This is a genomic window from Amycolatopsis sp. NPDC051716, from assembly GCF_040681595.1.
Classification (GTDB): Bacteria; Actinomycetota; Actinomycetes; order Mycobacteriales; family Pseudonocardiaceae; genus Amycolatopsis.
On the sequence record NZ_JBFAZA010000001.1, the window covers coordinates 348,619 to 372,998 of the forward strand.

At 71.0% G+C, this 24,380-nt stretch carries 18 protein-coding genes; 4 read left to right on the forward strand and 14 right to left on the reverse strand.

Translation table 11 applies throughout. From position 1 onward, the window contains the following. The 7 genes from AB0M30_RS01710 to AB0M30_RS01740 form a co-directional block, all read right to left on the reverse strand. A complete protein-coding gene (locus AB0M30_RS01710; RefSeq protein ID WP_364578556.1) occupies positions 1-2,244 on the reverse strand; it encodes an ADP-ribosylglycohydrolase family protein in 2,244 nt (747 codons plus the stop codon). After that, positions 2,245-3,660, reverse strand: coding sequence for a TNT domain-containing protein (locus AB0M30_RS01715; RefSeq protein ID WP_364578559.1), 1,416 nt, complete (start codon positions 3,658-3,660; stop codon positions 2,245-2,247). It abuts the gene before it with no gap. Next, positions 3,657-4,106, reverse strand: coding sequence for a hypothetical protein (locus tag AB0M30_RS01720; protein ID WP_364578560.1), 450 nt, complete (start codon positions 4,104-4,106; stop codon positions 3,657-3,659). Before AB0M30_RS01720 ends, AB0M30_RS01715 begins: the two co-directional genes overlap by 4 nt. Beyond that, positions 4,106-11,296 carry a toxin glutamine deamidase domain-containing protein gene (locus AB0M30_RS01725; RefSeq protein ID WP_364578563.1) on the reverse strand — a complete coding sequence of 2,397 codons (7,191 nt, stop codon included), beginning with the start codon at positions 11,294-11,296 and terminating at the stop codon, positions 4,106-4,108. Before AB0M30_RS01725 ends, AB0M30_RS01720 begins: the two co-directional genes overlap by 1 nt. Before the next feature lie 15 nt (positions 11,297-11,311). Next, positions 11,312-11,635, reverse strand: coding sequence for a WXG100 family type VII secretion target (locus AB0M30_RS01730; RefSeq protein ID WP_364578566.1), 324 nt, complete (start codon positions 11,633-11,635; stop codon positions 11,312-11,314). Continuing rightward, the gene (locus AB0M30_RS01735; protein ID WP_360165511.1) at positions 11,635-12,168 is read right to left on the reverse strand and encodes a YbaB/EbfC family nucleoid-associated protein; all 534 of its coding nucleotides are present in this window, start codon (positions 12,166-12,168) and stop codon (positions 11,635-11,637) included. Before AB0M30_RS01735 ends, AB0M30_RS01730 begins: the two co-directional genes overlap by 1 nt. 142 nt (positions 12,169-12,310) lie before the next feature. Then, the gene (locus tag AB0M30_RS01740; RefSeq protein ID WP_364578569.1) at positions 12,311-13,603 is read right to left on the reverse strand and encodes an MFS transporter; all 1,293 of its coding nucleotides are present in this window, start codon (positions 13,601-13,603) and stop codon (positions 12,311-12,313) included. Positions 13,604-13,736: 133 nt separating this feature from the next. Between AB0M30_RS01740 and AB0M30_RS01745 the strand changes: the two genes are divergently transcribed. Further along, a complete protein-coding gene (locus AB0M30_RS01745) occupies positions 13,737-14,387 on the forward strand; it encodes a YqgE/AlgH family protein (RefSeq protein WP_255410568.1) in 651 nt (216 codons plus the stop codon). Here the strand turns inward: AB0M30_RS01745 and AB0M30_RS01750 are convergent. Next, positions 14,384-14,803 carry an SdpI family protein gene (locus AB0M30_RS01750; protein WP_364578571.1) on the reverse strand — a complete coding sequence of 140 codons (420 nt, stop codon included), beginning with the start codon at positions 14,801-14,803 and terminating at the stop codon, positions 14,384-14,386. The two genes, AB0M30_RS01745 and AB0M30_RS01750, sit on opposite strands and share 4 nt — an antisense overlap. A 66-nt stretch (positions 14,804-14,869) precedes the next feature. Here AB0M30_RS01750 and AB0M30_RS01755 point away from each other — a divergent pair, with 66 nt between their 5' ends. The 3 genes from AB0M30_RS01755 to AB0M30_RS01765 all read left to right on the forward strand — a co-directional run bounded on the left by AB0M30_RS01755 (position 14,870) and on the right by AB0M30_RS01765 (position 19,855). After that, a complete protein-coding gene (locus AB0M30_RS01755) occupies positions 14,870-16,030 on the forward strand; it encodes an esterase-like activity of phytase family protein (RefSeq protein ID WP_364578573.1) in 1,161 nt (386 codons plus the stop codon). Between the two features lie 156 nt (positions 16,031-16,186). Further along, a complete protein-coding gene (gene leuS / locus AB0M30_RS01760; RefSeq protein ID WP_364578576.1) occupies positions 16,187-19,027 on the forward strand; it encodes a leucine--tRNA ligase in 2,841 nt (946 codons plus the stop codon). A gap of 90 nt (positions 19,028-19,117) precedes the next feature. Next, positions 19,118-19,855 (forward strand): SDR family oxidoreductase, encoded by a 738-nt coding sequence (locus AB0M30_RS01765; protein WP_364578577.1) that lies wholly within the window; start codon positions 19,118-19,120, stop codon positions 19,853-19,855. On the opposite strand, the gene AB0M30_RS01770 is transcribed toward AB0M30_RS01765, so the two are convergent. The 6 genes from AB0M30_RS01770 to AB0M30_RS01795 form a co-directional block, all read right to left on the reverse strand. Beyond that, positions 19,852-20,589, reverse strand: coding sequence for a TetR/AcrR family transcriptional regulator (locus AB0M30_RS01770; protein WP_103340261.1), 738 nt, complete (start codon positions 20,587-20,589; stop codon positions 19,852-19,854). The two genes, AB0M30_RS01765 and AB0M30_RS01770, sit on opposite strands and share 4 nt — an antisense overlap. 72 nt (positions 20,590-20,661) lie before the next feature. Continuing rightward, the gene (locus tag AB0M30_RS01775; protein ID WP_364578579.1) at positions 20,662-21,285 is read right to left on the reverse strand and encodes a DUF3558 domain-containing protein; all 624 of its coding nucleotides are present in this window, start codon (positions 21,283-21,285) and stop codon (positions 20,662-20,664) included. Continuing rightward, on the reverse strand, positions 21,282-21,683 hold the full coding sequence (locus AB0M30_RS01780) for a hypothetical protein (RefSeq protein WP_364578582.1): 402 nt from the start codon (positions 21,681-21,683) through the stop codon (positions 21,282-21,284). Before AB0M30_RS01780 ends, AB0M30_RS01775 begins: the two co-directional genes overlap by 4 nt. Continuing rightward, on the reverse strand, positions 21,680-22,423 hold the full coding sequence (locus AB0M30_RS01785; RefSeq protein WP_364578584.1) for an ESX secretion-associated protein EspG: 744 nt from the start codon (positions 22,421-22,423) through the stop codon (positions 21,680-21,682). The genes AB0M30_RS01780 and AB0M30_RS01785 overlap by 4 nt, the downstream gene beginning before the upstream one ends. Continuing rightward, positions 22,420-23,829: a hypothetical protein gene (locus AB0M30_RS01790; protein ID WP_364578587.1), complete on the reverse strand. Its 1,410-nt coding sequence runs from the start codon at positions 23,827-23,829 to the stop codon at positions 22,420-22,422. Before AB0M30_RS01790 ends, AB0M30_RS01785 begins: the two co-directional genes overlap by 4 nt. Positions 23,830-23,889: 60 nt before the next feature. Then, complete coding sequence (locus AB0M30_RS01795; protein WP_364578589.1) at positions 23,890-24,270, reverse strand: hypothetical protein; 381 nt, start codon at positions 24,268-24,270, stop codon at positions 23,890-23,892. Positions 24,271-24,380: the final 110 nt, after the last annotated feature.

Genomic DNA, 24,380 nt, shown 5'->3' on the forward strand with positions numbered 1-24,380 from the left:
CTAATGCCGCGGGTACCGCTCGATCCAGGCGTCGCCGAGCGCGCTCAGCGCCGAGTGCCGGTCGAAGTGCCAGTAGGCGTCCGAAGCGATGTTCTCGACCAGGTACCGCAGTTCCAGCTGGTCGACCCACTTCTGCGGCAGCCCGGGGATGCCGGTGCGCGCTCCGAGCAGGGCACCGGCGATCGCCCCGGTGAGCGCGCTGCGGCCGGAGTGGTTGATGGCGCGAAGCAGCGCCTGCTCCGGGTAGTTCTCGAAGCCCGACAACGCGGCGAAGGCGCGTCCGAGCACCGACAGCGTCGTCTTCCCGTCGCCGATCAGCTCGGGTATCCGCAGGTCGGGCAGCCCGTGCTCGCCGAAGAACGGCACCGACTCGGCGACCATGTCCTGGATCGCCGTCCACTCCGGGCCCTGCTGGAACTGGTTGTCCGGGTTGAGCACCTCGCGGCTGGTGTTCCAGATCGGGAAGCTGAACGCGTCCTTGGTCAGCGCGTGCTCGAACAGCCAGGTCAGGTAGGTCGCGGCGGCCAGGTCGGACTCGTCGGGGTGGGTGACGCCGGCCAGTTCGCGCACCGCTTGCCGCGCCCCGCCGCTGAACCCGCTACCGGGCCCGGCCATGGTCAGCGCGGCGGGCAGGGCGGAGATCAGCGCGGCCGGGCCGGTCATCGGCACCGCGCCGGCGGCCCCGGTCGCGAGCTGGTGGTAGGCGTTGAGCTCGGCGTCGTCGATGTCCCGCCGGGCGTGCAGGTCCGGGACCTGCACGAGCCAGCCGTCCAGGGCGTCCATCGGCGCGCCCTGGGTCCGCAGCCAGCGCTGCAGCGCCCCGCGGACGACGTCGGGGAACAGCGCCTCGGCCTCGCGGGATTCCGGTTGTTCGCGGTGCGGGCTGCGGATGACGGCCTCGGTGTAGAAGAGCAGCCGCTGGGTCAGCGAGCCGATCCGGCCGGGCTGGTCGAACGCCGGGATCAGGTCGGTGACGCCTTCGATGCCGAACTTCGCGTGGATGTCGTGCAGCATCATCCGGTCGACGGCCGCGCCGAGGGCCTCGCCGAGCGCGAAGCCGACGTACGCGCCCGTGACGCGCTGCCAGCCGTAGCGGAAGCCGTCGAGGTCCCGCTCGAAGTACTTGCCGAACGTGTCGAGGCGCGGCACCGCGCGGCCGGCGTTGTCGTACGCCGGGGCCAGGCCGTTCGCGCGCAGGTCGTTGGGCTTGCTGCGCGGCGGCTCCGGCATGTTCAGCCGCTTCAGCCAGGACTCGCCGAGCACGGTCTTCGCGCACTCCTCGGCCGTCAGCTCGAAGCCGCGCCGCCGGGCCTTCTCGGCCGCCAGGAGCGGCGGCTTCACCGGATCCGGCAGGCCCATCCGGGCCGCGGTCTCGGTGGCGACCCGGATCAGGTCCTCCTCCGCCTCCGGGCAACGGCCGTGCACGTCGATGCGGGGTTCGTGGCGCGGGAACCGCTTGACGATCTCCGCGAGCTCGCCGCTGGAGACGTCCTCGATGGTCGTCGGGCCGCCGTTGATCACCAGGTTCGGCGGGTGCTCGAACTCGGCCAGCGTCGCGACGTCGACCTTCCACCAGCCGTGCTCGCGCGAGGGCAGGTGCCGGGTCGAGCTGAACACCTTGAGCTCGTTGCGCTCCTCGGCGAAGTAGAACCGGTCGGTCTTGCCGGTCTCCAGATCGAGGGGGACGAACACCTCGCACCGGATCAGCCCGATGAGCAGTAGCTCCCGGGTCAGCCAGCCGACGCTGCCGAACGACAGCAGCGTCTCCAGGGTGTTGTCCGGTTTCGGGTAGCCGCGGCGGATCGGCCCGGCCTTGTACTCGGGGTTTTCGCGCTCTTCGCCGGTCTGGTTGCCCTCGGCGTCGACCTTCACCCAGCCCGCGACGGCCTGCAGCGGCACGCCCAGCTCGCCGAGCCCGGCCTTGACGTACTCGGGGTCGACGACCTCGCGCCAGTTCTCCTGGCCGGGGAACGCCACCGGCACCGACAACCCGCCGGGGTGCGGGTGCGCCTGGCGCAGTTCGCCGTCCGGCTCGCGGACGACGACCGACGGCGGCGGGAAGATCTCCTTCTCCGGCCGGCCCTCGTCGAGGAACGCGATGGTGTTGTAGGGCACCGACCAGCCCTCGGGGATGCGCAGCACCTTCTCGGTGTCCACCCGGAGCCCGGCGGGGCCGGAGACGTCCGGACCGTGCACCGCGCGCAGCCACTGGCCGACCTTGGCAATCGCTTCCGCCGCTTCCACCTACTCGATCCTCTCCAGGCTTCCGTCGGACTCGTGCTCGGCGATCGTCTTCGGCAGCACGAAGGCCACCGCGCCACCCGGCAGGTTCGCCCACGGAACCGTGATGCCGGTGATCACGTGCAGCGGGCGTCTCAGCCGGTAGCTCCGCCGCAGCCGCTCCCGTTCGAGCGGCAGCGACGTCGTGGCGAACCGTACCTCGCCGTGGTGAACGAGATTGCCGGGTTCCTCGCCGAAGCGCAGGACGACCGTACCCGCCACCAGCCTGGTGATGCGCTTGTTGCGGAGCAGGGTGAGGGGAGGCTCACCCGGCGCCGGGTGCACCGGCCAGTCGTCGAGCTCTTTCGCGGTCTCCAGCGGGGTTTCGTGCCCGGCGGTCATCCGCGCGGGGTGCAGCAGCAACGCGCCCAGCAACTGCTGCGCGGCGTCCTCGAGCCGGGCGAAGTACTTCGGCGCGCGAGGTTTCCCGCCGGCGTGAGCAGCGACTTCCCAGCCGTCGGCGGTGTAGTTGAGGCACCAGGCGCCGTCCGCGCGCTCGCCGACCCGGTACGCCTCGGGCCACACCCCGTGCTCGCCGAGCCGCTGCACCAGCACGGTCAGCAGCTCCTCGTCACCGAGCTGCGGGTCCGGCGTGGTCTCCAGCTCGGCGAGGACGTCCCCGGCGGTCTTCTTAACGTCGGCGCGGCCCGGCTTCGGCCGCGGCTTGCCCAGCAGGTCCGCCTCGGCGGTCCGCCGGACCAGCGGCTCGACGTACGGCGGCTGGAAGTGGTGCCGCCGGATGTGCGCGACCAGGTCCGGCTCCGGCGGCACGCCGTGCTTCGCGAGCAGGAGCGGGACCGCTTCGGACCAGATCCACGTGCCGTCGGTGTGGAAGCGCTCGTCGCCGTCTTCGTGCACGACGGCTTCCCGCTCGAGGTACTGCAGCACGAGCGGCACCTCGGTGTCGGTCAGCGGTGGCCGCTCGACGTCCGGGCCGCCGGCGTCGGCGTGCCGGAACACCACGCCCAGCGGCAGCTGCGCGCGCAGCCGCCACCAGTCCGGGATGTGCTCGTCGGCCCGCGGGAACGCGGCGAGCTCCTCCGGCCAGGCGGCCGGCTCGGGTGGGTCGGTCCACACCGGATCGTCGTCGAGCGCGAAGTCGAAGTCGAAGCTGCCGTCGGAGTTCAGCGCGAACCGCGCTTGCAGCCAGGTGCCGCGGCCTTCGGTGTACATGCCGGCCCGCAGCTCGGTGAAGAGGTCGGCCAGCTCGTCCGGCATCGCCGTGTTGTGGCCCGCGGTCTCGGTGTGCTTCCCGACCTGCCGGAAGTCGGCGACGGCGGGCACGCCGGCGTTGACGCGGTGCTCGCGCACGAGCTTTCCCAGGCGCACCAGGAGGGTGCGCTGCTCGTCGGGTGAAAGTCGATGTTCCACGTGAATCATCGCCCCGCGTTGAAGCGGCTGGTCACCGTGAACGACGGTGGCTCCCCGGCGGCTCGGCGGGCGGCCTCGTCTTCCCACATCTTGAAGGTGCGCTTGCGGAGGGCTTGGATCAGCGCAACCTCTTGCGGTGTCCGGCGGCGTTCTTCCCGCCGCACGACGTCGTCGATGCCCTTGATGGTGTCGTAGAGCGCGAAGATCGGGCCGTCGCCGGTCAGGTAGTGGCTTCGCTCGAACTCGGTCTCCTGGACGAACTTCTCTTCGCCGAACGGACCGTCGATGTTCGAGTCGGTGGTGGCTCGCATGACCTCGCGGATGTGGCTGCTGTCCGGCACGAAGAACCCGGTCGTCAAGTCGAGGAGCGTGCCCGCCAAACCACCGTTCGGCGCCGAGTCGATCCGGTAGGTCTGGGCGTAGTACTTGTAGAACCTGGGTGTCCGAACGGCCATCAGCTGCTCTCCTCGGCTGTCAGTCCCCGCCGGAACGCTTCCTCGAACCGGCCTCGGACCTGCTCGGTCAACGCCGCGTCGAGAGCGGCCTCCTCCGGGGAAAGGAAGCCCTCACGGCCTTCCTTCTTGCTGAAGGTCTCGAAGTCCCGGCGTACCTCGTAAAGCGCGTGCTCGTAGGACGCGACGTCGTCGATGTGCGTCAGGTGCAGCCGCAGTTCGGCGACGTGCCCGTTCGGCAGCCGGACGTTGAGCTGCAGATCCCGGTACCCGCTGTCCTGGGGTTCGGCGAGCCGATCCGAGAACTTGACGATCGTGAGTTCGGGATCGCCACGCACCGCGTCGAGCGCCCGGTACATGTCCGCGACCCGCTCGAACTGGATCTTCGCGCCGACCAGGTCGGTCAGCCGCGAACCGTCCCAGCCGTACTTCGCGATCTTCGCCAGCGCCCGGACGTCGTCCTTGGGCTCCGGCCGGAATCCCGGGTGGCCGTCGGTCTCGCCGGCGATCCGCTCGGTGATGCGGTTCAGCGTGCCCTGGGTCTCGGGCCAGCGTTCGCGCTCTTCCGCCACCCATTGCCGGCAGTACTCCGGGTCACCGACCTGGCTCAGGTCGAAACTCGCGTGCAGCCGCAGGGCGCCCTCGGTCCCGTCGACGATCGCCGCTACGCCGCCGGAGATCTCCGCCTGCTCCGGCGTCGGGTCGAACGGCGCGACCCCCTGGTGCTCCACGTCGTCGATCACGCTGTACCCACGCTCGTTCACCTCGTGGACGGCGTCCTCGAGGATCGGGATCGCCTCGGGGTGCTTGAGCAGGCTGGCCAGCGTCTTCGGGTTGTCCAGCAGCGAGCGCGTCAGGTAGTCGTTGGCGGGGTCGGACAGCACCCGCACCAGGCCGGGGTGTTCTACCAGGTGAGCGCGGATGTAGTCGGCGTCCGCGTGCCCGTCGAGCGCCGCGGCGACGTCGTCGCGGGCCAGGAAGGCGTCGTGCGGTGCCGCTGTTCCGTACCCGCCGTGCTCCCCGGTGCCGTGCTCGGTGCCGACGTGCACCTCGTCCGGCGTGCCGACGTGCATCAGCTTGATGCTCTTCGGCGGCTGCGGCAGGTGCATGAGGTCGCCGGACTGCGGGTCGATGAACGCGACGCCCTCGCGGGTGTGGACGACCATCGCCACGTGCCCGTACTCGACCCCGTTCGGGCCTTCGTACTTCACCGCGACCACGGCGTGGTGGTCGACCGGCGTGCCACGCATCTCGCGGATGACGTCGTCGTAGCTGCCGCGTGCGGAGAACGTCTCGCCGAAGCGGCCCTCGAGGTGTTCGAGCGTGCCGCGGCTGCCCATCTCGTGCGGCAGGATCGGCTCGGCCGTCATGTCGCCGCCGCGCAGCCGGTCCAGGTACGCCTCGGGCCCGCGCGTGCAGTTCGTCACGTACCCGTTTTCGAAGGTGCCCCGCTCGCGGAAGCCCGGGTTGACCTCGCGCAGGTGCGGGTGCCGGTCCTGGACGTAGGCCGCGCGCTCGGACGGCGTCGTCCCGCCGGCGTGGATGGCGGGTTCGGCGGGCGGGTTCGTCGCCCGCGCCAGCCGCGAGTAGTCGTGCACCGAAACCGGGGCCGGCGGTGCTTCCGCCGGAGCCTCGGGCAGGTCGTGGACCGACGGCTGGTGCGGGGTGACGTGCTCCGGCTCGCCGAGGCCGCCGAGCCGTTCCATGATCGCGGCCTGCTTGCGCCGTTCGAACTCGGCCGCGTTGTGCTCGTTCTCGGCCCGGCGCTCGGCCATCTTCCGCTGCGCGGCTTCGGGCTCGAGGTAGCGCGGTTGGCCGGGCCCGATCTCCTCGGCCACGACGACCCACTTGCGGCGGCCCTCGGGCGAGATCTCCAGCCGCTTCTCGTGCACCAGCAGCTGGGTGCCGGGCGGCGACAGCGATTCGCGCTCACCCGGGTTCTCGGCGAGCTTCGAGATGTCGCGCAGGTTGTCCGACCGGACGTGCAGCTCGACGTCGTCGCCGAACTTCGACGTCGAGAACTCGCCGGTCTTGATCGACGCGCTGGAGAACGCGGGCTCGACGACCACCGAGCCCGGCTCGTACGGCCCGGCGACCAGCTCGGCCAGCCGCGGGTCCCCGCCGACGTCGTAGGCGCGGATGGTCTCGCCGGACTCGCGCGCGACCTGGTTGAGGCCGTCCACGATCGCGCGGGTGTTCTGCTGCGCGAGGTCGAACCCGGGATGACCGGGGCCGCGGCGCAGGGCCTCGTTGACGTCGTAGGCGTACTCGCCCCGGGTGTAGCCGTGCAGCGCGACGGCGCCCTCGTCGGTGACCGGCAGCCCGGCGGCGTCCCGGCGGGCGAGCGCGCGGTCGTGGATCTGCTGGTAGATGTCCTCGTCGCCGACCGCGCGGCGGATGCTCTCGTGGTCGGCCGGGGTGCCGCGGTGCTCGCCGTCGAAGAGGTAGCCCTCGTCGTGCGGGAGGCGTTCGGGGGCCGGGTTGAGCCGGTCGTTGATCGTTTCGGTCTCGACGACGTGGTGCGGCGGCGCGTCCCCGCCGCCGAGCGGCATCGAGTGGATCCCGGTGGCATCGTGCGGCAGTTCGGCGAGCCGTCCGCTGACGGGATCGGCGAACACGACCCCGTGCTCGGTGTGCACGGCGGCCACCAGCCGCGACTCCCCGCCGGGCGTCTCGAAGGCGACGGCACTCCGGGCGCCGACCGGACGTTCGCCGAGCTCACGGGCGACGCCGTCGAAGCTGTCCCGGCTGCTCCACGACCCGCCGAGCTGTTCGCTGACGCTCTGCTGCCGCGCCGGTCCGGCGACGACGTCCTCGCCGTTCATCCGCCGCTCGAAGGCGACCATCGACTCGGCGGCGTTGGTCCGGTACCCGGTTTCGAGGCCGTCCGGGCGGTAGTGGTTGCGGGTGTTGACCCCGCCGAGCTCGGGAACGGCGTCGCGCACGAGCCGCGCGTGCTGCTGCGGCGTCTCGACGGACCCGGCGTGCAGCACGGGCGGCCCACCGGGAGCGAGCGGCGCGGCGAGCCGCGACCAGCCCCCGTCCGGCTCCCCGGTGGCCGGTGGCCGCCGTTCGGGCAGCGGCTCGGCGCCCGGCGGGTCGAAGGCGTTGAGCTTGCCGGCCAGGTCACCGCTCGGCTTGTATTCGGGGTGCTCGGCGTAGAACTGCTCGAGCTCTTCGTCGGATTCACGCTGGCGGCGCGCTTCGTCGGCGCGTTCTTCGGCCCGGCGTTGCTCGATGGCGTCGCGGGCCTCGCCCTCACCGAGGTGCCCCGGCTCCCCGGGAGCGATTTCTTCGGCGTGCACGACGTAGTGCGGCTCGCCGGGCCGGCGCGGGTCGGCGTTGGGGTGCCCGGGGCCTTCCTCGATGCCGGTGATCTTGAACTGCGTCCCGGCCTTGAAGAGGACTTCGCGCTCGTCCGGGATGCTGGCCAGACCATCGACGTCCCGCCCGGTCTTGGACTGGATCCGCATCTCGACTTCACCGGGGAACTTGCTCCGCGGGTGCTGGGCGTCGATCTTGGACGAGCTCAGGAACGACGGTTCGGTGATGTGCGCACCGTCGTGGAACCGCGCGAGGAAGGCTTGCAGCCGCGAAAGATCACCCTTGAAGTCGACCCGTCGCGAAACAACGCCCTCGTGGGGCGGCAGTTCGTTCAGCCCGGAGACGAGCGCCGCGGCCTGCGGAGCGAGATGGTGCAGCTCGGGGCCACCCATCCGAAGGGCGTGGTTGAGCGGCCCGACCATCTCGTACCGGGTGTAAGCGTGCACAGCGACCGCGCCGCCGTCGGACATGCCGGGGTGCCACTCGTCGCGCTTGGCGAGCGCCTCGCGCCGGACCTGTTCGTGCCGCCATTCGCCGTCGACCGGGCTGTGGTGCCCGGAGTCCATGAAGGTGTCCTCGATCCGCCTGATCCCGGCGGGGTCATCGGTGTGGAAGCGAGGATCGGTGAGGTAAGGCTCGTCGTGGCCGGGCTGCCCGTAGTCGTGTTCGCGCGGTGAATCGGCGGGTGCCTCGGCCGAGGGGTTTTGCTCCGTCGGGTGCTCGGCGCCGGGCGTTCCTTCAGTGGGTCGCTCTTGGGTCGGCGTGTGTTCGGCCGTGGGCGTGTTTTCGTCCACCGGGCGTTCGTCGGCGGGCGTTCGCTCGTTGCCAGGTGCGCCTTGTTCCGCCGGTCGCTCGGCCCCCGGCTGCTCAACCGGCTTTTCGCGCACTGGCGACTGCTCGGCCGCCGGGATCGGACGGTCCTGTGCCGGCTGCTCGAACGGTCGCTGCGTCCGCGGCTGTTCCAGCGCACGGTCCACCGGCCGCGGCGGCTCGAACGGTCCCCGCGGCGGCAACTGCTCCTGCGGCGGCCCGAACCGCGGCGGCGGAACCTGCGGCGGCCCGGCCGGCCGCGGCGCCCCCAGCCGAGGATCGTGCGGCGGCACGGGCGGCCGTCCACCCGGCGGAGGCGGCATCGGCGGCCGTCCACCGGGACCCTGCGGACCCCGCGGCTGGTTCGGATATCCGGCGGGACGCTGTCCCCCACCCATCGGCGGCCGCTGCCCACCCTGCGGCGGAACCCCCGAATGCGGCGGCATCCGCCGCGGATCCTGCGGAGCAACCCCACCCTGCGACGGCTGCCCATGCGCCCCGACCGGCGGAACCCCACCCTGAGGCGGCCGCACCCCCGGCTGCGAACCGTGCGGCGGCATCGCCCCGGGCGGAACCCCCTGCCCCCCAACCGGCGACTGCCCACCACCCTGAAGCGGTTGCCCCCGGTACGGCGGCTGGCCGCCGGGTTGGGTGGGCTGTCCGTTGTGGGGTGGTTGGCCGCCGGGTTGGGTGGATTGTCCGTTGTGGGGTGGTTGGCCGCCCGGTTGCGCTGGCTGCGCCCGGTGCGGTGGTTGGCCGCCGGATTGGATGGGCTGTTCGTTGTGCGGCGCTTGGCCGCCCGGCCAAGCGCCGTGCGGTTGAGCCGCCTGCCCGCTGTGCGTCGGCTGGCCGCCCGATGGCGCGCCATGCAGCGGCTGCTGACTGAAGGGAGCCGACGGGGACTGTCCGCCCGGCCGCACTCCGTGCGGCGGCTGGCTACCAGGTTGAGTCGCCTGCCCGCCGTGCAGCGCCTGGGCACCCGGTTGTCCTCCGTGCGGCGGCTGCCCCCCATGGAGCGGCTGCCCACCAGGCTGCGCGCCGTGCGGACGCTGGCCTCCCGGCCGAAACCCGCTTTGCGGCATCGGCGGCTGACCGCCCTGCAGCATCCGGCGAGGATCCTGCGGCGGCATCCGTCGCGGCTGGTCGCCCCCGACCTGCGGCGTCGGCTGACCGCCCGGGCGGGGACCCGGGCTACCCGCGTGTCCCGGACCGCCGGCGTTCGGCAGGCCGCCCGGTGGCGGTGGCGGCGGCGTGAATCCACCCGGCGGTGGCGCCTGCTGCGGCGATGGTCCGTTCTGGAACGGTGCCGTCCCGCCCTCCGCCGCGAACGGCTGGCTCGGCCCGCCCGCGAATCCGGCCGCTCCGACGTTGTCCTGGGGCCGGCCGCCGCCGCTCTGACGTCCCGGTTCCGGGGCGAAACCCGGCGGTGGCGGGGCCATGCCATAGCCGCCCTGCGAGGAGGTGCCACCCGTCGGCTGCTGGACATGGTCGGCGCTTGGCCGAGGCACCTCGGGTGCGCGGTGCTCGGAAACCGGCTGCGGACCGCTTTCCGCACGCTGCTGCGGTTCGGACTCTCGCCGGACGTCCGGCTCGGATGCCGTCCGCGCTTCCGCCGCGGGCGCCTCGCGACGCGGTTCTTCGCCTCGCGATTCCGGCGCGGAGGCGGCTTCGTGGCGTGGTTGCTCGCCGCGTGTCTCGGGCTCCGAGGCCGCCTCGCCTCGTGACTCAGGTGCCGAGGCCGCCTCCCGACGCGGTTCCTCCGCTCGCGACTCCGGCTCGGAGGAGGCCTCACGGCGCGACTCCGGCTCCGAAGCGGCCTCACGGCGGGACTCGGGCTCCGACGAAGATTCGCCCCGCGACTCGGACTCCCCGCGCGACTCCGGCTCAGAAGACTCACTGCGGGACTCCGAGGAGGACTCACCCCGCGACTCAGGCTCAGAAGACGACCCACCCCGGGACTCCGGTTCCGAAGCCGAACTCGACTCCGCCGTCCCCCGCCCCGACTCCCCAGAGGAGTCACCCGAGGAACCGGAGGCACCAGAGGAACCAGAGGAACCAGAGGAACCGTCCGAGTCGGCCCGCGGAATGTTCGCCTCGTGGACCGAGTGCAGCTGCTCCTTCGCGCCCCCGACCGCACCCCCCACGGCCCCGCTCGAAGCCCCCATCAGCAGCTGCTCCGGCGTCAACGACCCCAGATCCCCGGTCACCGCCGCCTGGCCGACCGTCTGGGCCACTCCCTCGACCGCGCCCCGCGCCCCCGCCCGCATGGCCGCGTCCGCGATCTGCCCACCCGCGCTGTGCGAAAGCCCCTCGGTCGCTCCACGCCCGATAGACCCCGAAGCCGCTCCCACGACTCCGCCCACCGCGCCCGAGATCGCCGCGTCCGAGGTCTTCGACCAGTCCCAGTCCTTGCGGTCGCCCTTCGCCATCTGCAGGCCCTGGATGCCGGCGTCCATGCCGAGGTTGATCGCCTCGTTCTTGAGGACCTCCATGCCGATCTTCTTGAGGCCCTGCTTGAGCAGCTTCTCCAGCAGCTCCTTCGCGACCTGCTTGAACCCCTGCTGCGCCAGCTTCTCGAGCAGCTGCCGGAACAGCAGCTGCCGGAACAGCATCTGCACGGTCATCCGGGTGGCGATCTGGGCCGGCGCGATGCCCGCCGTCGAGCCGCCGAACGTCACCGCCGCCGCCGCGATCATCGCCGCGATCTGGGCGGCCAGGACGATCAGCGAGATGATGATCATGTACTTCGTGTACTCGACGTCCAGCGCCGTCTGGTCGCACGAATCCCCGAGGGCCTTCGCCGCGTCGGCCAGTTGCCTGAAGTACGCCTCGTCGCCCTCGACGAACTTCTTCCACTGCTCCGCGAACGCGTCGGCGCCGTCACCCGTCCAGTTGTCGCGGATGCCGGACGCCGCTTGGCCGCCCGTCTCCGACACCGGGCCGATCGCCGAAGACGCCGTGTGCCACGCGTCGCGCAGGGCGCGCAGCTTGGTCTCGTCGCCCTCGGGCCAGCTCTCCCCGACGACGATCGGCAGCAGCCACTTGACCGCGTCGGGCATTTCCATCCCCACGCGTCATTGCCCCTTGCCGAGCTGGGACGTCACGTCTTCGTCGGCGCCCGAAAGGGCCTTCATCGACTTGGCGACGTTCTGCTGCATCCCCCGCAACCCCTGCACGAGGTTGGTGAAGCCTTCGACGGCGCCCTGCGCGCCCGGCACGTAGTCCTTGGCGAACTCCTTGCCGGAGTCGTCGCCGCCCCAGCACTCACCCTGCGCCGCGAGGGCGGACTGCAGTGCCTTCGCCACGTTGTCGAGCGTGTCGGCCGCCGTCACCAGGCCGTTCGACGCGCGCAGGACCGCGTCCGGCTCCGCGGTGAACCCGGAACCCCCATCCGGCATCAGTCGCCCCTCGTCATCCAGGACGACGGTGGCTCTTCGTCCTCGTCACGCGGCGGGCGGACGCGCTTGGGGGCCGGCTTCGGTGCGGGGACCGGCGGCTGCTCGTTGCGAAGAATCGACCCGCCGTCCTCGAACGACTCCGGTCGCGGTGCCGGCGCTTCTTCCGCGACGAACTCCGGGATCGGCGGCACCAGCCCGGCCAGCGACGGCGCGCCCTCGACCAGGTCGGCGAGGTCGGGCAGGCCCTCGGTGATCGGCGCCATCAGGTCCGCGATCTTCTGTTTGACCTGCATCGATCCCTGGCGCACCAGCGACTGGACGGTGTTCGCGAGCTGCGCGGGCGTCGTGCGCTCGAAGGTGTTCGGGGCGAATTCGAGTTTCGCGAGACTGCCGCCGGCGTCGATGGTGGCGCGGACCAGCCCGTCGGGGGAACTGACCTGGGCGGTGGTTTCGGCGGCCGCGGCCTGGGCGTCGCGCAGCTGCGCGGTCTGCCGCTCGAAGTTCTCCAGGAGGGTGTCCATCTGGTCCTTCATCGCGGCATTCCGTGCTTCGAGCCGTGCACGGTCGTCGCCCGCGGTGGTCACAGGTGCCCCCGGTGTCCCTCGAACCTACTAATGACTGCCCGTCACCCTAATGCCAATGGAGCAGTCATCGTGACCGGTTCGGGTGTTTGCGTCAGCGAATCGCACGCCGCCGGGCGAGCACGTATCCCGCTCCGCCGACGAGGTAGCAGACCGTCGCGGCGATGAGCAGGCCCGGCGAACGGCCGTCGTCCGGCACCACCAGCGCGGCCAGCGAAACCGCCGCCACCTGGGTGATGTTGAACAGCGTGTCGTACAGCGCGAACACCCGGCCGCGGGCTTCGTCGGCGACGTCGAGCTGGATCGACGAATCGACGCAGAGCTTGAGCACCTGCCCGGCCCCGCTGATGACGAACGACGCGAGCAGCGCCAGCGGCAGCAGCATCGGCAGCCCCAGCGCGGACTGCGCGATCGCGGCGAACAACAGCGATCCGAGCACGGCGCGCAGCCGGCCGAACCGGCGGATCAGCCGCGCGGTCAGCAGGCCGGCGACCAGCAGGCCGGCCCCGGCGAGCCCGGCGATCTGGCCCAGCCCGGGCAGGCCGGCGCGGAAGACGCCGTGGTCGGTGAAGTAGTTGCGCATCAGCAGCACGGTGACCAGCAGCGACACCCCGAACGACGCCCGGTGCGCGAACAGCGCGATGAACCCGGCGGTGACACTGGGCGCGCGCCACGCGTGCCGGGCACCGTCGGCCAGCCCCCGCGCGACGGCGAGCACCGGGTTCGGCGGCTCGTCCACCACTGTCGGCCCGAGCACGCCCTTGGCGAAGCCACGGGCGATGAACGCCGAGACCAAGGTGCCGAGGACGGCGAAGACGGTCGTTTCGGCCGACCCGATGTCGTTGCTGCCGAACAGCGCCCGCAAGCCGATCGCGCAGCCACCACCGATCACGGCGACCACCGAGCCGAGCGTCGTGGCGAAGGCGTTCGCCGTCACGACGCTCTCCTCCTCGACGACGTGTGGCAGCGACGCCGAGAGCCCGGAGCCGATGAAGCGGGAGATCCCTTCCGCGGCCAGGGCCAGCGAAAACAGGCCGACTCCGCCGAAACCGAACCCGACGGCGGCGGAAGCGCAGACGATCGCCAAGCCGCGCAGGAGGTTCGCGAAAATCAGGACGCGACGGCGGTCCCAGCGGTCCAGCAGTGCGCCGGCGAACGGTCCGACGACGGAGTACGGCAGCAGCAGTGCGGCGAACCCACCCGCGATGGCCAGCGGGTCGGCGGCGCGCTCCGGGTTGAACAGGACGGCTCCGGCAAGACCCGCGCGGAAGACGCCATCGCCCCAGCTGGCGGCGAAGCGGGTGAACAGCAAGCGTCGGAAGTCGGGATCTTTGAGCAGCTCTCGCGGCCCTCTTCGCGGTGTTGCCGTTCGAGCGCTGATCGTCACGACGCCAGAGTAGAGGGTGGCCGACGCACTGAGGTCGCCTCTCGGCGGCTATGCGCAGTGTGGCTCCAGCCGGACGGTATTCCACAAAGGCGGTTCTTCAGTGAGCCCGGGGGACACGGAGTGCGCCGGCCACATGTTTCAAACGAGGCTGTTGGGGCGATTGTTCCCGAGCCGAAGTCATTCGCCCGGCCAAGGGTGGGATCATGGGTCTGTGCCAGCGGACGCCGAGGTTGAACCGGGAACGCTCCTGGTCGCCGCCCCCACGATGGTCGACCCCAACTTCCGCCGGACCGTGGTGTTCGTCATCGATCATCGCGAAGAGGGCACGCTCGGCGTGGTCCTGAACCGGCCGAGTGACGTCGCGGTGCACGACGTGCTGCCCAACTGGGGTGGGCACGTCGCCGAGCCGCAGGCGGTGTTCGTCGGCGGCCCGGTCGAGAAGAAGACCGCGTTGTGCCTGGCCGCGCTGCGCACCGGCGAGACGGCGGCGAGCGTGCCGGGGGTGATCGCGGTCCGCGGGCCGGTCGCGCTGGTCGACCTGGACACCGATCCCGAGGCGCTGGTGCCGAAGGTCCGCGGTGTGCGCGTCTTCGCCGGGTACGCGGGCTGGGACTCCGGGCAGCTGGCCGGCGAGATCGAGCGCGAAGACTGGGTCATCGTGCCCGCGCTGCCGAGCGACATCCTGGCCTCGCCGGACGGCGACCTGTGGAGCCAGGTCCTGCGCCGCCAGGGCATCCCGCTGGCGCTACTGGCCACCCACCCGGGTGACCTCCAGCGGAATTAGGCCTCTTCCTTCTTGAAGACGCCGCAGCCGCCGGCACCGCACGCGCAGCCGCTGCAGCCGGCGGGCGCCGCCGGAGCCGGGGCGGGCACGGTCAGCGCGGCCCGGTTGCCGAGCACGCCACCGCCCATGACCAGCACCAGCATCGCGAGCACGCCCGCGAGCGCGGCCGAGATGAGACCCCCGGTCGTCGGCATGGCCAGGCCGGCCAGCCCGGTGAGCACGGCGATCGCGCCCCCGGCCATGGTCGGCAGGCCCGCGACGCGGTTGGCCAGCTTGAAAGCTTCTTCGCTGCGCAACGCCGCTTCCGTGCGCACCCCGGTGCCCCCCTCGCGCGTCAAGCGCTCGCGAAACCCGAGGAACCCACCAAAACCGACGAGCAGACCCAGCACGACCGGAACCAGCGCGATAGCGAACACGAAGTCAAGGATAAGCGTGACGTCCCGGCAACCTGCCGGATACCCTGATCGACTGTGCTACAGGCCATGTCACCGCGTGTACTGCCCACCGTCCTGACCGCCGCCCTGATCGGGGGAATCCTCGCCGCTGCGCCGGCCGAGGCGACCGAGAGTCACCAACGGCCGATCCGGCTGCTCGGCGAGAAGATCGTCCCGAACGCCCTGCCGTTCCAGGGCACGACGGTCGGCGGCCTGTCCAGCATCGACTACGACCCCCGGACCGGCGGCTACGCGCTGATCTGCGACGACCGCTCGGCGATCAACCCGGCCCGGTTCTACACGGCGACGTTCCCGGTCACCGCCCACGGCGTCGGCGACGTCACCTTCACCGGCACGAAGCCGCTGCTGCGCCCGGACGGCACGCCGTACCCGCCGCTCACCCAGAACGACCCGTCGAAGCCGCAGAACGAGCAGACGATCGACCCCGAGGAGCTGCGCGTCGACCCGTGGACCGGTGACTACTACTGGTCGCAGGAGGGCGAGCGGACGGCGACGACGCTGATCGACCCGTCGGTCCGCGAGGCGCGCCGCGACGGGAAATACGTCCGCGACCTGCCGATTCCCGCGAACGAGAAGATGACGCCGACGGCGGGCCCGCGCCAGAACCTGGCCCTCGAAGGCTTCACCTTCGCCGGGTTCGGCTCGCTGCTGGCCAGCGAGGTCGAAGGCCCGCTGCTGCAGGACGGCCCGATGCCGACGACGACCGCCGGCGCGCTGTCGCGGATCACCCTGCAGTCCCGGTTCGGGCCGGTCTTCGCGCAGTACGCCTACCCGCAGGAGCCGATTTTCGCGTCACCGGTGCCCGATGGCGCGTTCGCCACCACGGGCGTGTCCTCGATGCTGGCCGTCGACCAGGCCGACCCGACGAAGTTCCTGATGATGGAACGCTCGTTCGTCACCGGCGTCGGCAACAAGGTCCGCGTCTACGAGATCGACACGAAGGGCGCGACGAACGTCCTGAATGTCCAGTCCCTGAGCGACGCGAAGCACGTCAAGCCGGTGAAGAAGCGGTTCCTCTTCGACGCGGCCGACCTCGGCTTGTCCACAGTAGACAACCTGGAGGGCATGACCTGGGGCCCGAAGCTGCCGAACGGCGAGCGGAGCTTGATCATCGTCAGCGACAACAACTTCTCCTCGACCCAGGTCACCCAGTTCGCCGCACTGGCGGTCCCCTCCGAACGGCTTTGACCAGCAAGTTACGATGTGCACATGAACACGGCTCGGCGGCTCCTTAGCCTGCCGCGCTGACCAGGCCCGGCCTGGCCGGCGCGGCGACCCCTCATGCCCTGGTGGCTGAGGGGTCGAGTTGTTTCTGGAGCGGCTCGAAACCAAAGGATGACGGCGATGACTGAGGCGACAGGGACCGACGTCCCCGCGCACCGCTACACGGCCGCGCTGGCCGGGCAGATCGAGCAGCGGTGGCAGGACCACTGGGCCGACCAGGGCACCTTCCACGCGCCCAACCCCGTCGGGCCGCTCGCCGTCGAGGGGCAGCCGGTGCCCAGCGACAAGCTGTTCGTCCAGGACATGTTCCCGTACCCGTCGGGCTCCGGCCTGCACGTCGGGCACCCGCTGGGCTTCATCAGCACCGACGTCTTCGCCCGGTACCACCGGATGATCGGGCGCAACGTGCTGCACACGATGGGCTTCGACGCGTTCGGCCTGCCGGCCGAGCAGTACGCGGTCCAGACCGGGCAGCACCCGCGCAAGACGACCGAAGAGAACATCCGGACCTACCTGCGCCAGATCCGGCGCCTGGGCCTGGGCCACGACGAACGCCGGCGCATCTCCACGATCGACCCCGAGTACTACCGCTGGACGCAGTGGATCTTCCTGCAGATCTTCAACAGCTGGTACGACACCGAGGCGGGCAAGGCGCGGCCGATCGCCGAGCTGGAGGCCGCGTTCGCCGACGGCTCGCGCCCGGTGCCCGGTGGCGGCGACTGGACGTCGCTGAGCGCGCTGGAGCGCAAGAAGATCATCGACGACCACCGGCTGGTGTATATCTCCGAAGCGCCGGTCAACTGGTGCCCGGGCCTGGGCACGGTGCTGTCGAACGAAGAGGTCACCGCCGACGGCCGCAGTGAGCGCGGCAACTTCCCCGTCTTCCGCCGCAACCTGCGGCAGTGGATGATGCGGATCACCGCCTACGCCGATCGCCTGGTCGACGACCTGGACCTGCTGGACTGGCCGGAGAAGGTCAAGTCCATGCAGCGGAACTGGATCGGCCGCTCGCACGGCGCCCGCGTCACGTGCACCTCCGGTGACGATGGCATCGAGGTCTTCACGACCCGGCCGGACACCCTGTTCGGCGCCACCTACGTGGTGCTGGCGCCGGAGCACCCGCTGGTCGACAAGCTGACGACGGCCGCTTGGCCCGAGGGCGTCGACGAGCGCTGGACCGGTGGCGCCGCGACGCCCGCCGAGGCGATCAAGGAGTACCGCGTCGCCGCGTCGCGGAAGTCCGAGCTGGACCGGCAGGAGAACAAGGAGAAGACCGGCGTCTTCACCGGCGCGTACGCGACGAACCCGGTCAACGACAAGCAGATCCCGATCTTCGTCGCCGACTACGTGCTGATGGGCTACGGCACCGGCGCGATCATGGCCGTCCCCGGCCAGGACGTCCGCGACTGGGAGTTCGCCGAGAAGTTCGGCCTGGAGATCATCCGGACCGTGCAGCCGTCCGAAGGGTTCGACGGCAAGGCGTACACGGGTGACGGCCCGGCGATCAACTCGAGCTTCCTGGACGGCATGGACGTCGCCGAGGCCAAGAAGACGATCATCGACTGGCTGGCCGAAAAGGGCGCCGGCACCGGGACCGTCCAGTACAAGCTGCGCGACTGGCTGTTCTCGCGCCAGCGCTACTGGGGCGAGCCGTTCCCGGTGGTCTACGACGAGGACGGCGAAGTCCACGCCGTTCCGGAGTCGATGCTGCCGATCGAGCTGCCCGAGGTCGCCGACTACTCGCCGGTGACGTTCGACCCCGAGGACCGCGACTCGATGCCGTCGTCGCCGCTGGCCCGCGCGACCGACTGGGTCGAGGTCGAGCTGGACCTGGGCGACGGCCCGAAGACCTACCGCCGCGACATCAACACGATGCCGAACTGGGCGGGTTCGTGCTGGTACCAGCTGCGTTACGTCGACCCGACGAACTCGGAGACGTTCTGCGCGCCGGAAAACGAGCAGTACTGGATGGGTCCGCGCCCGGGCGAGTACGGCGCGGACGACACCGGCGGCGTGGACCTGTACGTCGGCGGCGTCGAGCACGCGGTGCTGCACCTGCTGTACTCGCGGTTCTGGCACAAGGTGCTGTTCGACCTGGGGCACGTGACGTCCAAGGAGCCGTACCGGAAGCTGTTCAACCAGGGCTACATCGAGGCGTACGCGTACACGGACGAGCGTGGCGTCTACGTCCCGGCCGAGCAGGTCGAGGAGCGCGACGGGAAGTACTTCTTCAACGACGAAGAGGTCACCCAGGAGTACGGCAAGATGGGCAAGAGCCTGAAGAACGTCGTCACGCCGGACGAGATGGCCGAGAACTACGGCGCCGACACGTTCCGGTTCTACGAGATGGCGATGGGTCCGCTGGCCATGTCGCGCCCCTGGGCGACTAAGGACGTCGTCGGCGCGCACCGGTTCCTGCAGCGGCTGTGGCGCCTGGTCGTCGACGAGACGACCGGCGAGCTGCGAGTGTCCACTGAGGACGCTTCGGAGGCGGACCGCAAGGTGCTGCACAAGACCATCGCGGGCGTCCGCGAGGACTACGCGGAGATGCGGTTCAACACGGCCGGCGCGAAGCTGATCGAGCTGAACAACCACGTCACCAAGGTGTACGGCGGGGCCGCGTCGACGCCGCGTGAGCTGGCCGAGCCGCTGGTGCTGATGCTGGCGCCACTGGCCCCGCACCTGGCCGAGGAGCTGTGGCGCCGGCTGGGGCACGTGGACTCGCTGGTGCAGGGCCCGTTCCCGGTGGTGGACGAGAAGTACCTGGTCGAGGACTCGGTCGAATACCCGATCCAGGTCAACGGCAAGGTCCGCTCCCGGGTCACGGTCCCGGCTTCCGCGTCCTCGGACGAGGTCCAGGCCGCGGCGCTGGCGGACGAGAAGGTCGCGGCGATGGTCGGCGACGGCTCGCCGCGCAAGGTGATCGTGGTGCCCGGCCGGCTGGTCAACATCGTCCTCTAACGCGAGGGCGGAAAGACGCCGGTAGTCGGCGGTCATCCCCGATTTGATTGAGCTGTCAACGAAAACGGCTCGATCGAAGGAGAACCGGGGATGACCCTCGACGGCAAGGTGGCACTGGTGACGGGCGGCAGCCGAGGCATCGGCGCGGCCACCGCACTGCGGCTCGCCGAGGACGGCGCGGACGTCGCGCTGACGTATGTGAACAACGCCGCGCGGGCGGCCGAGGTGGTCGAGCAGATCAAGGGTCTCGGCCGCCGCGCCCTGGCGATCCAGGCGGATTCGGCCGACGCGGCCGCGGTGTCGGCGGCGGTTTCGGCGACCGTCGCGGAGTTCGGCCGGCTGGACGTGCTGGTGAACAACGCGGGTGTCGGATTCGTGGGCGCGTTCACCGAGACCGCGCTCGAGGACGTCGACCGCGTCCTGGCGGTGAACGTCCGCGGCGTGTTCGCGGCGACCCAGGCCGCGGCCGGTGTCCTGGCCGACGGCGGCCGCGTGATCACGATCGGCAGCTGCGTCACCGATCGCGTGCCCGGCCCGGGCATGGCGCTCTACGCGACCAGCAAGGCGGCGATGGTCGGCCTGACCAAGGCTTTGGCGCGCGAGCTGGGCCCGCGCGGCATCACGGTGAACCTGGTCCACCCGGGCCCGACGGACACGGACATGAACCCGGCCGACGGCCCGTACGCGGCGGACCAGCGCGCTCTTACGGCGTTCGACCGCTACGGAAGGCCGTCCGAGGTGGCCGCGGCGGTCGCTTACCTCGCTTCACCCGGCGCCGAGTACGTGACAGCGGCGGTGCTGTCCGTGGACGGCGGCCACGCGGCCTAACCGGAGTAGAGCCCGATCTCCCGGGCGAGATCGGCGAGCATCGCCTCGAACAGGACGTCCGGTTTGGACATCGGGATCGGGTAGTTGCCGAAGACCTCGAGCGTGACGTGCCCGTAGAGCCGGGCCCAGAACTGGATCATCAGGTACGTCACGCCGAGGTCGATCTTCTCCACCGGCACGCCCTGCTCGGACTCGACGAGCACGGTGACCAGCGACTCCTGGAACGTCTTCAGGTCGTCCCGCAGCTCGTCGGGCACACCGCTGGCCGACGGCAAGACGATGTCGTGCCGGGCGAGCACCCGCCCGGCGGCGGCGAGGAAGATCCGCCCGAACGGCTCGTCGACCCGGCTCAGCGCACTCCCCGACGTCGACCCGACACCACCGGTCGGCGACGCGAAGACCAGCGTGAATTCCTTCGTGTGGGTGAGCGCCCACCGCCGGAAGCCCTTGCAGATGGCGAACAGCTGCAGCATCCCGTCGTCGGGCAGCTCGGCGATCTCCTCGGCGAGGTCGTCGGCCAGGTCGGCGCAGACGTCCAGCCGCAGGTTCTCGACGAGGTCGTCCCGGGACTCGTAGTACCGGTAGAGCGCGGGCGCGGTGATGCCCAGCTCCCGCGCGATGGCACGCAGGGTGACCGCCTCCGGCCCCTGCTCGACGAGCAGTTTCCGGGCGGTCCGCCGGATGTCCTGTTCGGTAGCCGCACGCGCGCGACCCCTCCGGGTGGGGTGGCTCATCCGAACAGTCTAGGTGGTTGGTACGACAGATTTTGCATTAACGCGAGGTCTGCCGTAACGAAAAGGTGCAGCTCAGGCCCGCGCCTTGAGGTTGGTCAGCACCGTGTCGGCGACCCCGCGCCCGAGCTGGCAGGCGTCCTTGCCGGCCTGGACCGCCGAGTCACCGATGCTCAGCGAGACGGAGTACGCGAGGTCGTCGGCGACACCGACGACGATCACGCAGGCACGGTTGTCCGTCGTTCCGGCGTCCACGTAACCCACTGCTGGATATCCCTGGACCGGCTGCAGGTCGTCCACCCACCGCTTGGCCTTCGGCTTCACGTTCTTGTAGGCGAGGCTCAGTCCTTGCCCGGACTTGGTGTCGTACCCGACCAGGATGCCGGCCGCCGTTCCCGAGGCGCTGGCCCAGTCGCACGTGGGGCCGAGCTCGGTGTCGCTCGTCTTCGGGGCGGTCGGTTGCCCGAGGTACCCCGTGAGTTGGTCGGCCGTCAGGGCGGAGTCGCAGGGGCTGCCTGCCAGCGCGGCCGCCGGCAGCGGGTTGCCCACCTTCGGTGCCCCGCTGTTCGGCAGTTCCGCGCTGCTGCTGGTCGTCGCGGGGCCGGCCGTGCCGTTCGTCGGGGTCTTGCCGGTGCACGACGCCAGCAACGCGGTTCCCAAAGTGACTGCGGTGGCGGCCAGGAGAACGTGACGCCTCATTCGAGCGACCCCTTGATCGTCTTGGTCGAGTCTGCTGCTTGCTGATCCACGGCTTGGGTGATGCCTAGTGCCTGCTGCAGCTTCTGGATCAACTCCGTGAGGTAGTTGAACTGGTACTGCAGGTGGCCTTCGTAGTACGCGCCCGCCTCGTTGATCCCGTTCGGTCCGTTCACCGCCGCTTGGCTGACCGGCTCTTCTGCCGGCGGTCTCGCCTGCATCAAGTACCGCGCCTTTCGCAACTGCTCGGCGAGTACTTCACGTTGGGTCTTGGCCTTCTTGAGCATCGCCCGCATCTCGTCGGAGCTCATCGCGAAGCCCTGCCCACCGGCGGGCTGAGATCCACCGCTCGGCATGTCCGTCGCCCAGAAGCCGATCCCGCTGAACATCGAACCCGTCATCGTCCTCCCCCTAACCCGTTCAGGGTCGCGTACAGGACATCGGTCAGCGCACCCCGGGTCCCCGGCTGGAAGCTGACCATCCGCTCGCGCCCCGGGTACACGTACGTCAGCACCCGCCCGGCCCCGGCCACGTCCACCGCGGTGATCGGCGCGCTGCGCATCCCACGGTTCACGGCGTAGCACTGGTGCAGCCCCGTCCGCTGCGCCGCCATCAGCCGCCGCGCCCACGGCAGCGGGTCCCGGCCGCGGTCGACAGTCGGGTCGTCGAGGTCGTACGAATCCTCGACCGCCCGGCCCGAGAACCGCGCCTCCGGAATCGACACGGCCGAAATCCGGGCGGGCGGCACCGGCGGCAGCACGTCCACCAGCGACTCCGCGAGCCGCGACGGTTCCACGGCGTCGATCCGGACCGTGTCGTCCTTCCGGATGAGTCGGAGCGCATCCGGGCCGTCGGCGGAAACGAGCACCGCGCCCGACTCGTCCGCTTCGATGTCGCCTAGCCACGCCGTGAACTGGCGGGCGCCCTTCGCCAGGACGCGCAGGACGTCGCGGAATTCGCGCGTCAACGTGCCGCCCGCGGCGAGCCGGAGCGACGCCAGGACGTCGAGGACCTGCTCGTCGAGCCGCTTGCGAGTCTCCTCGCCGAGCCAGAGGTTGTCGGCGCCCAGGACCGCGGGCGGTGTGCCGTGCCGCTCCCACTCCCACGCGGTGAGCAGAGCGGCCTTGGGCAGGAAGATCACAGCCCGATCACCGGGGGCACCGTCCGCTCGTCGGAGCCACCGAAGACGCTCTCCGGATCCGCCTCCACCAGGTACGACGCGCGCTGGTGCTCCGTGTCCTCCTCGCCCTTGCCGCCCTTCGCGCCCTGGCCCATGCCGCCCATCCCGGGCGAGCCCGGCTTGCCCGCCGCGCCGCCGCGGATCCCGCCGGCCGCGCCGGGACGTCCTTCGCCGGGGACGCCGGCTCCGGTCGCCGATCCCGGGCCGCGCGCACCCGATCCAGGGCCGCTGCCTGCGCCGCTGCCGCTGCCCGCGCCGGACGACGAGCCCGGCCCGAAACCACCGCTACCAGGGCCGAAGCCCGGCCCGAAACTGGGCCCGAAGCCACCTCCGGGACCCGATCCGGGGCCGAATCCGGTTCCTGGCGGCTGGTAGCCCGGCGGGTACTGCGTCGAGGGCGGCACGTAACTCTGCGCGCGAACGCTGTCGTCGACGCCGGTCGTGTGTGAGCCCGGCGGCGGCGTGATGTGCCCGGGCGGCGTGACCTGCCCTGGCGGCGTGACGTGCCCCGGCGGTGGCGGTGGCTGGACGACCGGCGGGTGGACGGCCGGCGGCGGCTGCACCTGGGTCCCGATCGACCGGTCGTCGTCGCCACCGGTCCGGGTGTGCTTGCGCGGTGGCGGCTCGACCGGCTTCTTCGGGTCCTGCACCTTGAAATCGCCGCCGTCGTACGCGCCGAGCTGGCCGTAGTCGATCGTGCGGGCCGCGGTGTTCGAGCTGGACTGCTGCGAATACGCGTTGTACCGCTCGACGTTCTCCTGGGCCTTCTGGTTGTACCGGTTGATCTTGTCTTCGGTGTCGGTGTCCCACGGCGTCGCGACGTCCCAGGCGCTGCGCGTCGGCGGCTGGTCGGTGACGTCCGGGTGCAGCGTGTTCTTCAGCTGGTGGAACTGCTCGATCTGCGCCTGGGCCAGCGTCGAGTTGCGATCCAGGGTGGTGGATGCCGAGGTGGCCGACGCCGTCAGCGGCTGGAGCCGCTCGCGGGCCGCGTCCGACGCGCCGCCGGTCCACGCGGATTCGAGGCCGGCGGTCAGTTCGCGCGTGTCCTGCTCGAGCCGGCGCTGGTAGGCCGACTGGTCGACGCCGGCCTGGTGCACGTCCTGCAGCGACTGGGTGCCGGGACCGTTCTGCACGGCCTGGACCAGCTGACCGGGTGACAGCCCGGAAGCCTGCGGGTTCGCCGCCCCGGTGCCGGTCTGCGAGCCGACGTAGGCTCCGGCGACCGCGCCGGGCAGCCCGCCCGCGAGCAGGCCGACGCCCGCGCCGGTCAAGACGTTGCCGAGCCGCTCACCGCCCGACTGGACGGCGTGCGCGATCTCGGACCCGACGTGCTGGGCAGCGTCGAGCATGTCGCCGAACAACCCCACCGAACAGCGCTCCCCTCGCGTTCGATCTCCCCTCTTGCGTCACGGACAATACCCCACCGGTTACCGGCTGTGCGGCGAATCGGCCAGGTCAGGCGTTTGCACCTGCCACCGCGTCAGCGGCCGCAGCAGCCACATGCAGAGGACGACCATGCCGAGCGCGCCGAAGAAGTGCACGGTCCACGCCCCGATCAGCGACGGCCCGCCCCACGACCCGGCCGCGCCTTCTTCGGTCCAGAAGAACCCGAAGGTCGTGATCCGGCCGACGAGGTACCAGATCAGCAAGGCAATCGGGAAAGCCGCGAGAGCGGCGAGGAAGCCGCCCTTCTTCGGTTCGGCGTCCAGCCACCGCCGCGCCAGGCGTTCCCGGGTCTTCGGGCCGGCCAGGTAGGCGGGCAGCACGAGGGCGGCATAGATCGTCCGTTTCCAGTCGGAGACGCTCATAGCGGTCCACGCTACGAGCCGTTGACCACCACGAACACCGGGATTGCCACCCGGTCGAGGTGGGGAAAACCGGAACTCCCCCGAAACTGTCGGGGCGGTGTGCCACACTC

What these genes read in the sequence shown, in the direction of transcription:
- AB0M30_RS01770 (WP_103340261.1), bottom strand. Translation starts at nt 20,589, where the DNA reads ATGAGCCACCCCACCCGGAGGGGTCGCGCGCGTGCGGCTACCGAACAG.
- leuS (WP_364578576.1), top strand. Translation starts at nt 16,187, where the DNA reads ATGACTGAGGCGACAGGGACCGACGTCCCCGCGCACCGCTACACGGCC.
- AB0M30_RS01765 (WP_364578577.1), top strand. Translation starts at nt 19,118, where the DNA reads ATGACCCTCGACGGCAAGGTGGCACTGGTGACGGGCGGCAGCCGAGGC.
- AB0M30_RS01735 (WP_360165511.1), bottom strand. Translation starts at nt 12,168, where the DNA reads ATGAAGGACCAGATGGACACCCTCCTGGAGAACTTCGAGCGGCAGACC.
- AB0M30_RS01775 (WP_364578579.1), bottom strand. Translation starts at nt 21,285, where the DNA reads ATGAGGCGTCACGTTCTCCTGGCCGCCACCGCAGTCACTTTGGGAACC.
- AB0M30_RS01745 (WP_255410568.1), top strand. Translation starts at nt 13,737, where the DNA reads ATGTTTCAAACGAGGCTGTTGGGGCGATTGTTCCCGAGCCGAAGTCAT.
- AB0M30_RS01730 (WP_364578566.1), bottom strand. Translation starts at nt 11,635, where the DNA reads ATGCCGGATGGGGGTTCCGGGTTCACCGCGGAGCCGGACGCGGTCCTG.
- AB0M30_RS01780 (WP_364578582.1), bottom strand. Translation starts at nt 21,683, where the DNA reads ATGACGGGTTCGATGTTCAGCGGGATCGGCTTCTGGGCGACGGACATG.
- AB0M30_RS01725 (WP_364578563.1), bottom strand. Translation starts at nt 11,296, where the DNA reads ATGCCCGACGCGGTCAAGTGGCTGCTGCCGATCGTCGTCGGGGAGAGC.
- AB0M30_RS01755 (WP_364578573.1), top strand. Translation starts at nt 14,870, where the DNA reads ATGTCACCGCGTGTACTGCCCACCGTCCTGACCGCCGCCCTGATCGGG.
- AB0M30_RS01720 (WP_364578560.1), bottom strand. Translation starts at nt 4,106, where the DNA reads ATGGCCGTTCGGACACCCAGGTTCTACAAGTACTACGCCCAGACCTAC.
- AB0M30_RS01795 (WP_364578589.1), bottom strand. Translation starts at nt 24,270, where the DNA reads ATGAGCGTCTCCGACTGGAAACGGACGATCTATGCCGCCCTCGTGCTG.
- AB0M30_RS01715 (WP_364578559.1), bottom strand. Translation starts at nt 3,660, where the DNA reads ATGATTCACGTGGAACATCGACTTTCACCCGACGAGCAGCGCACCCTC.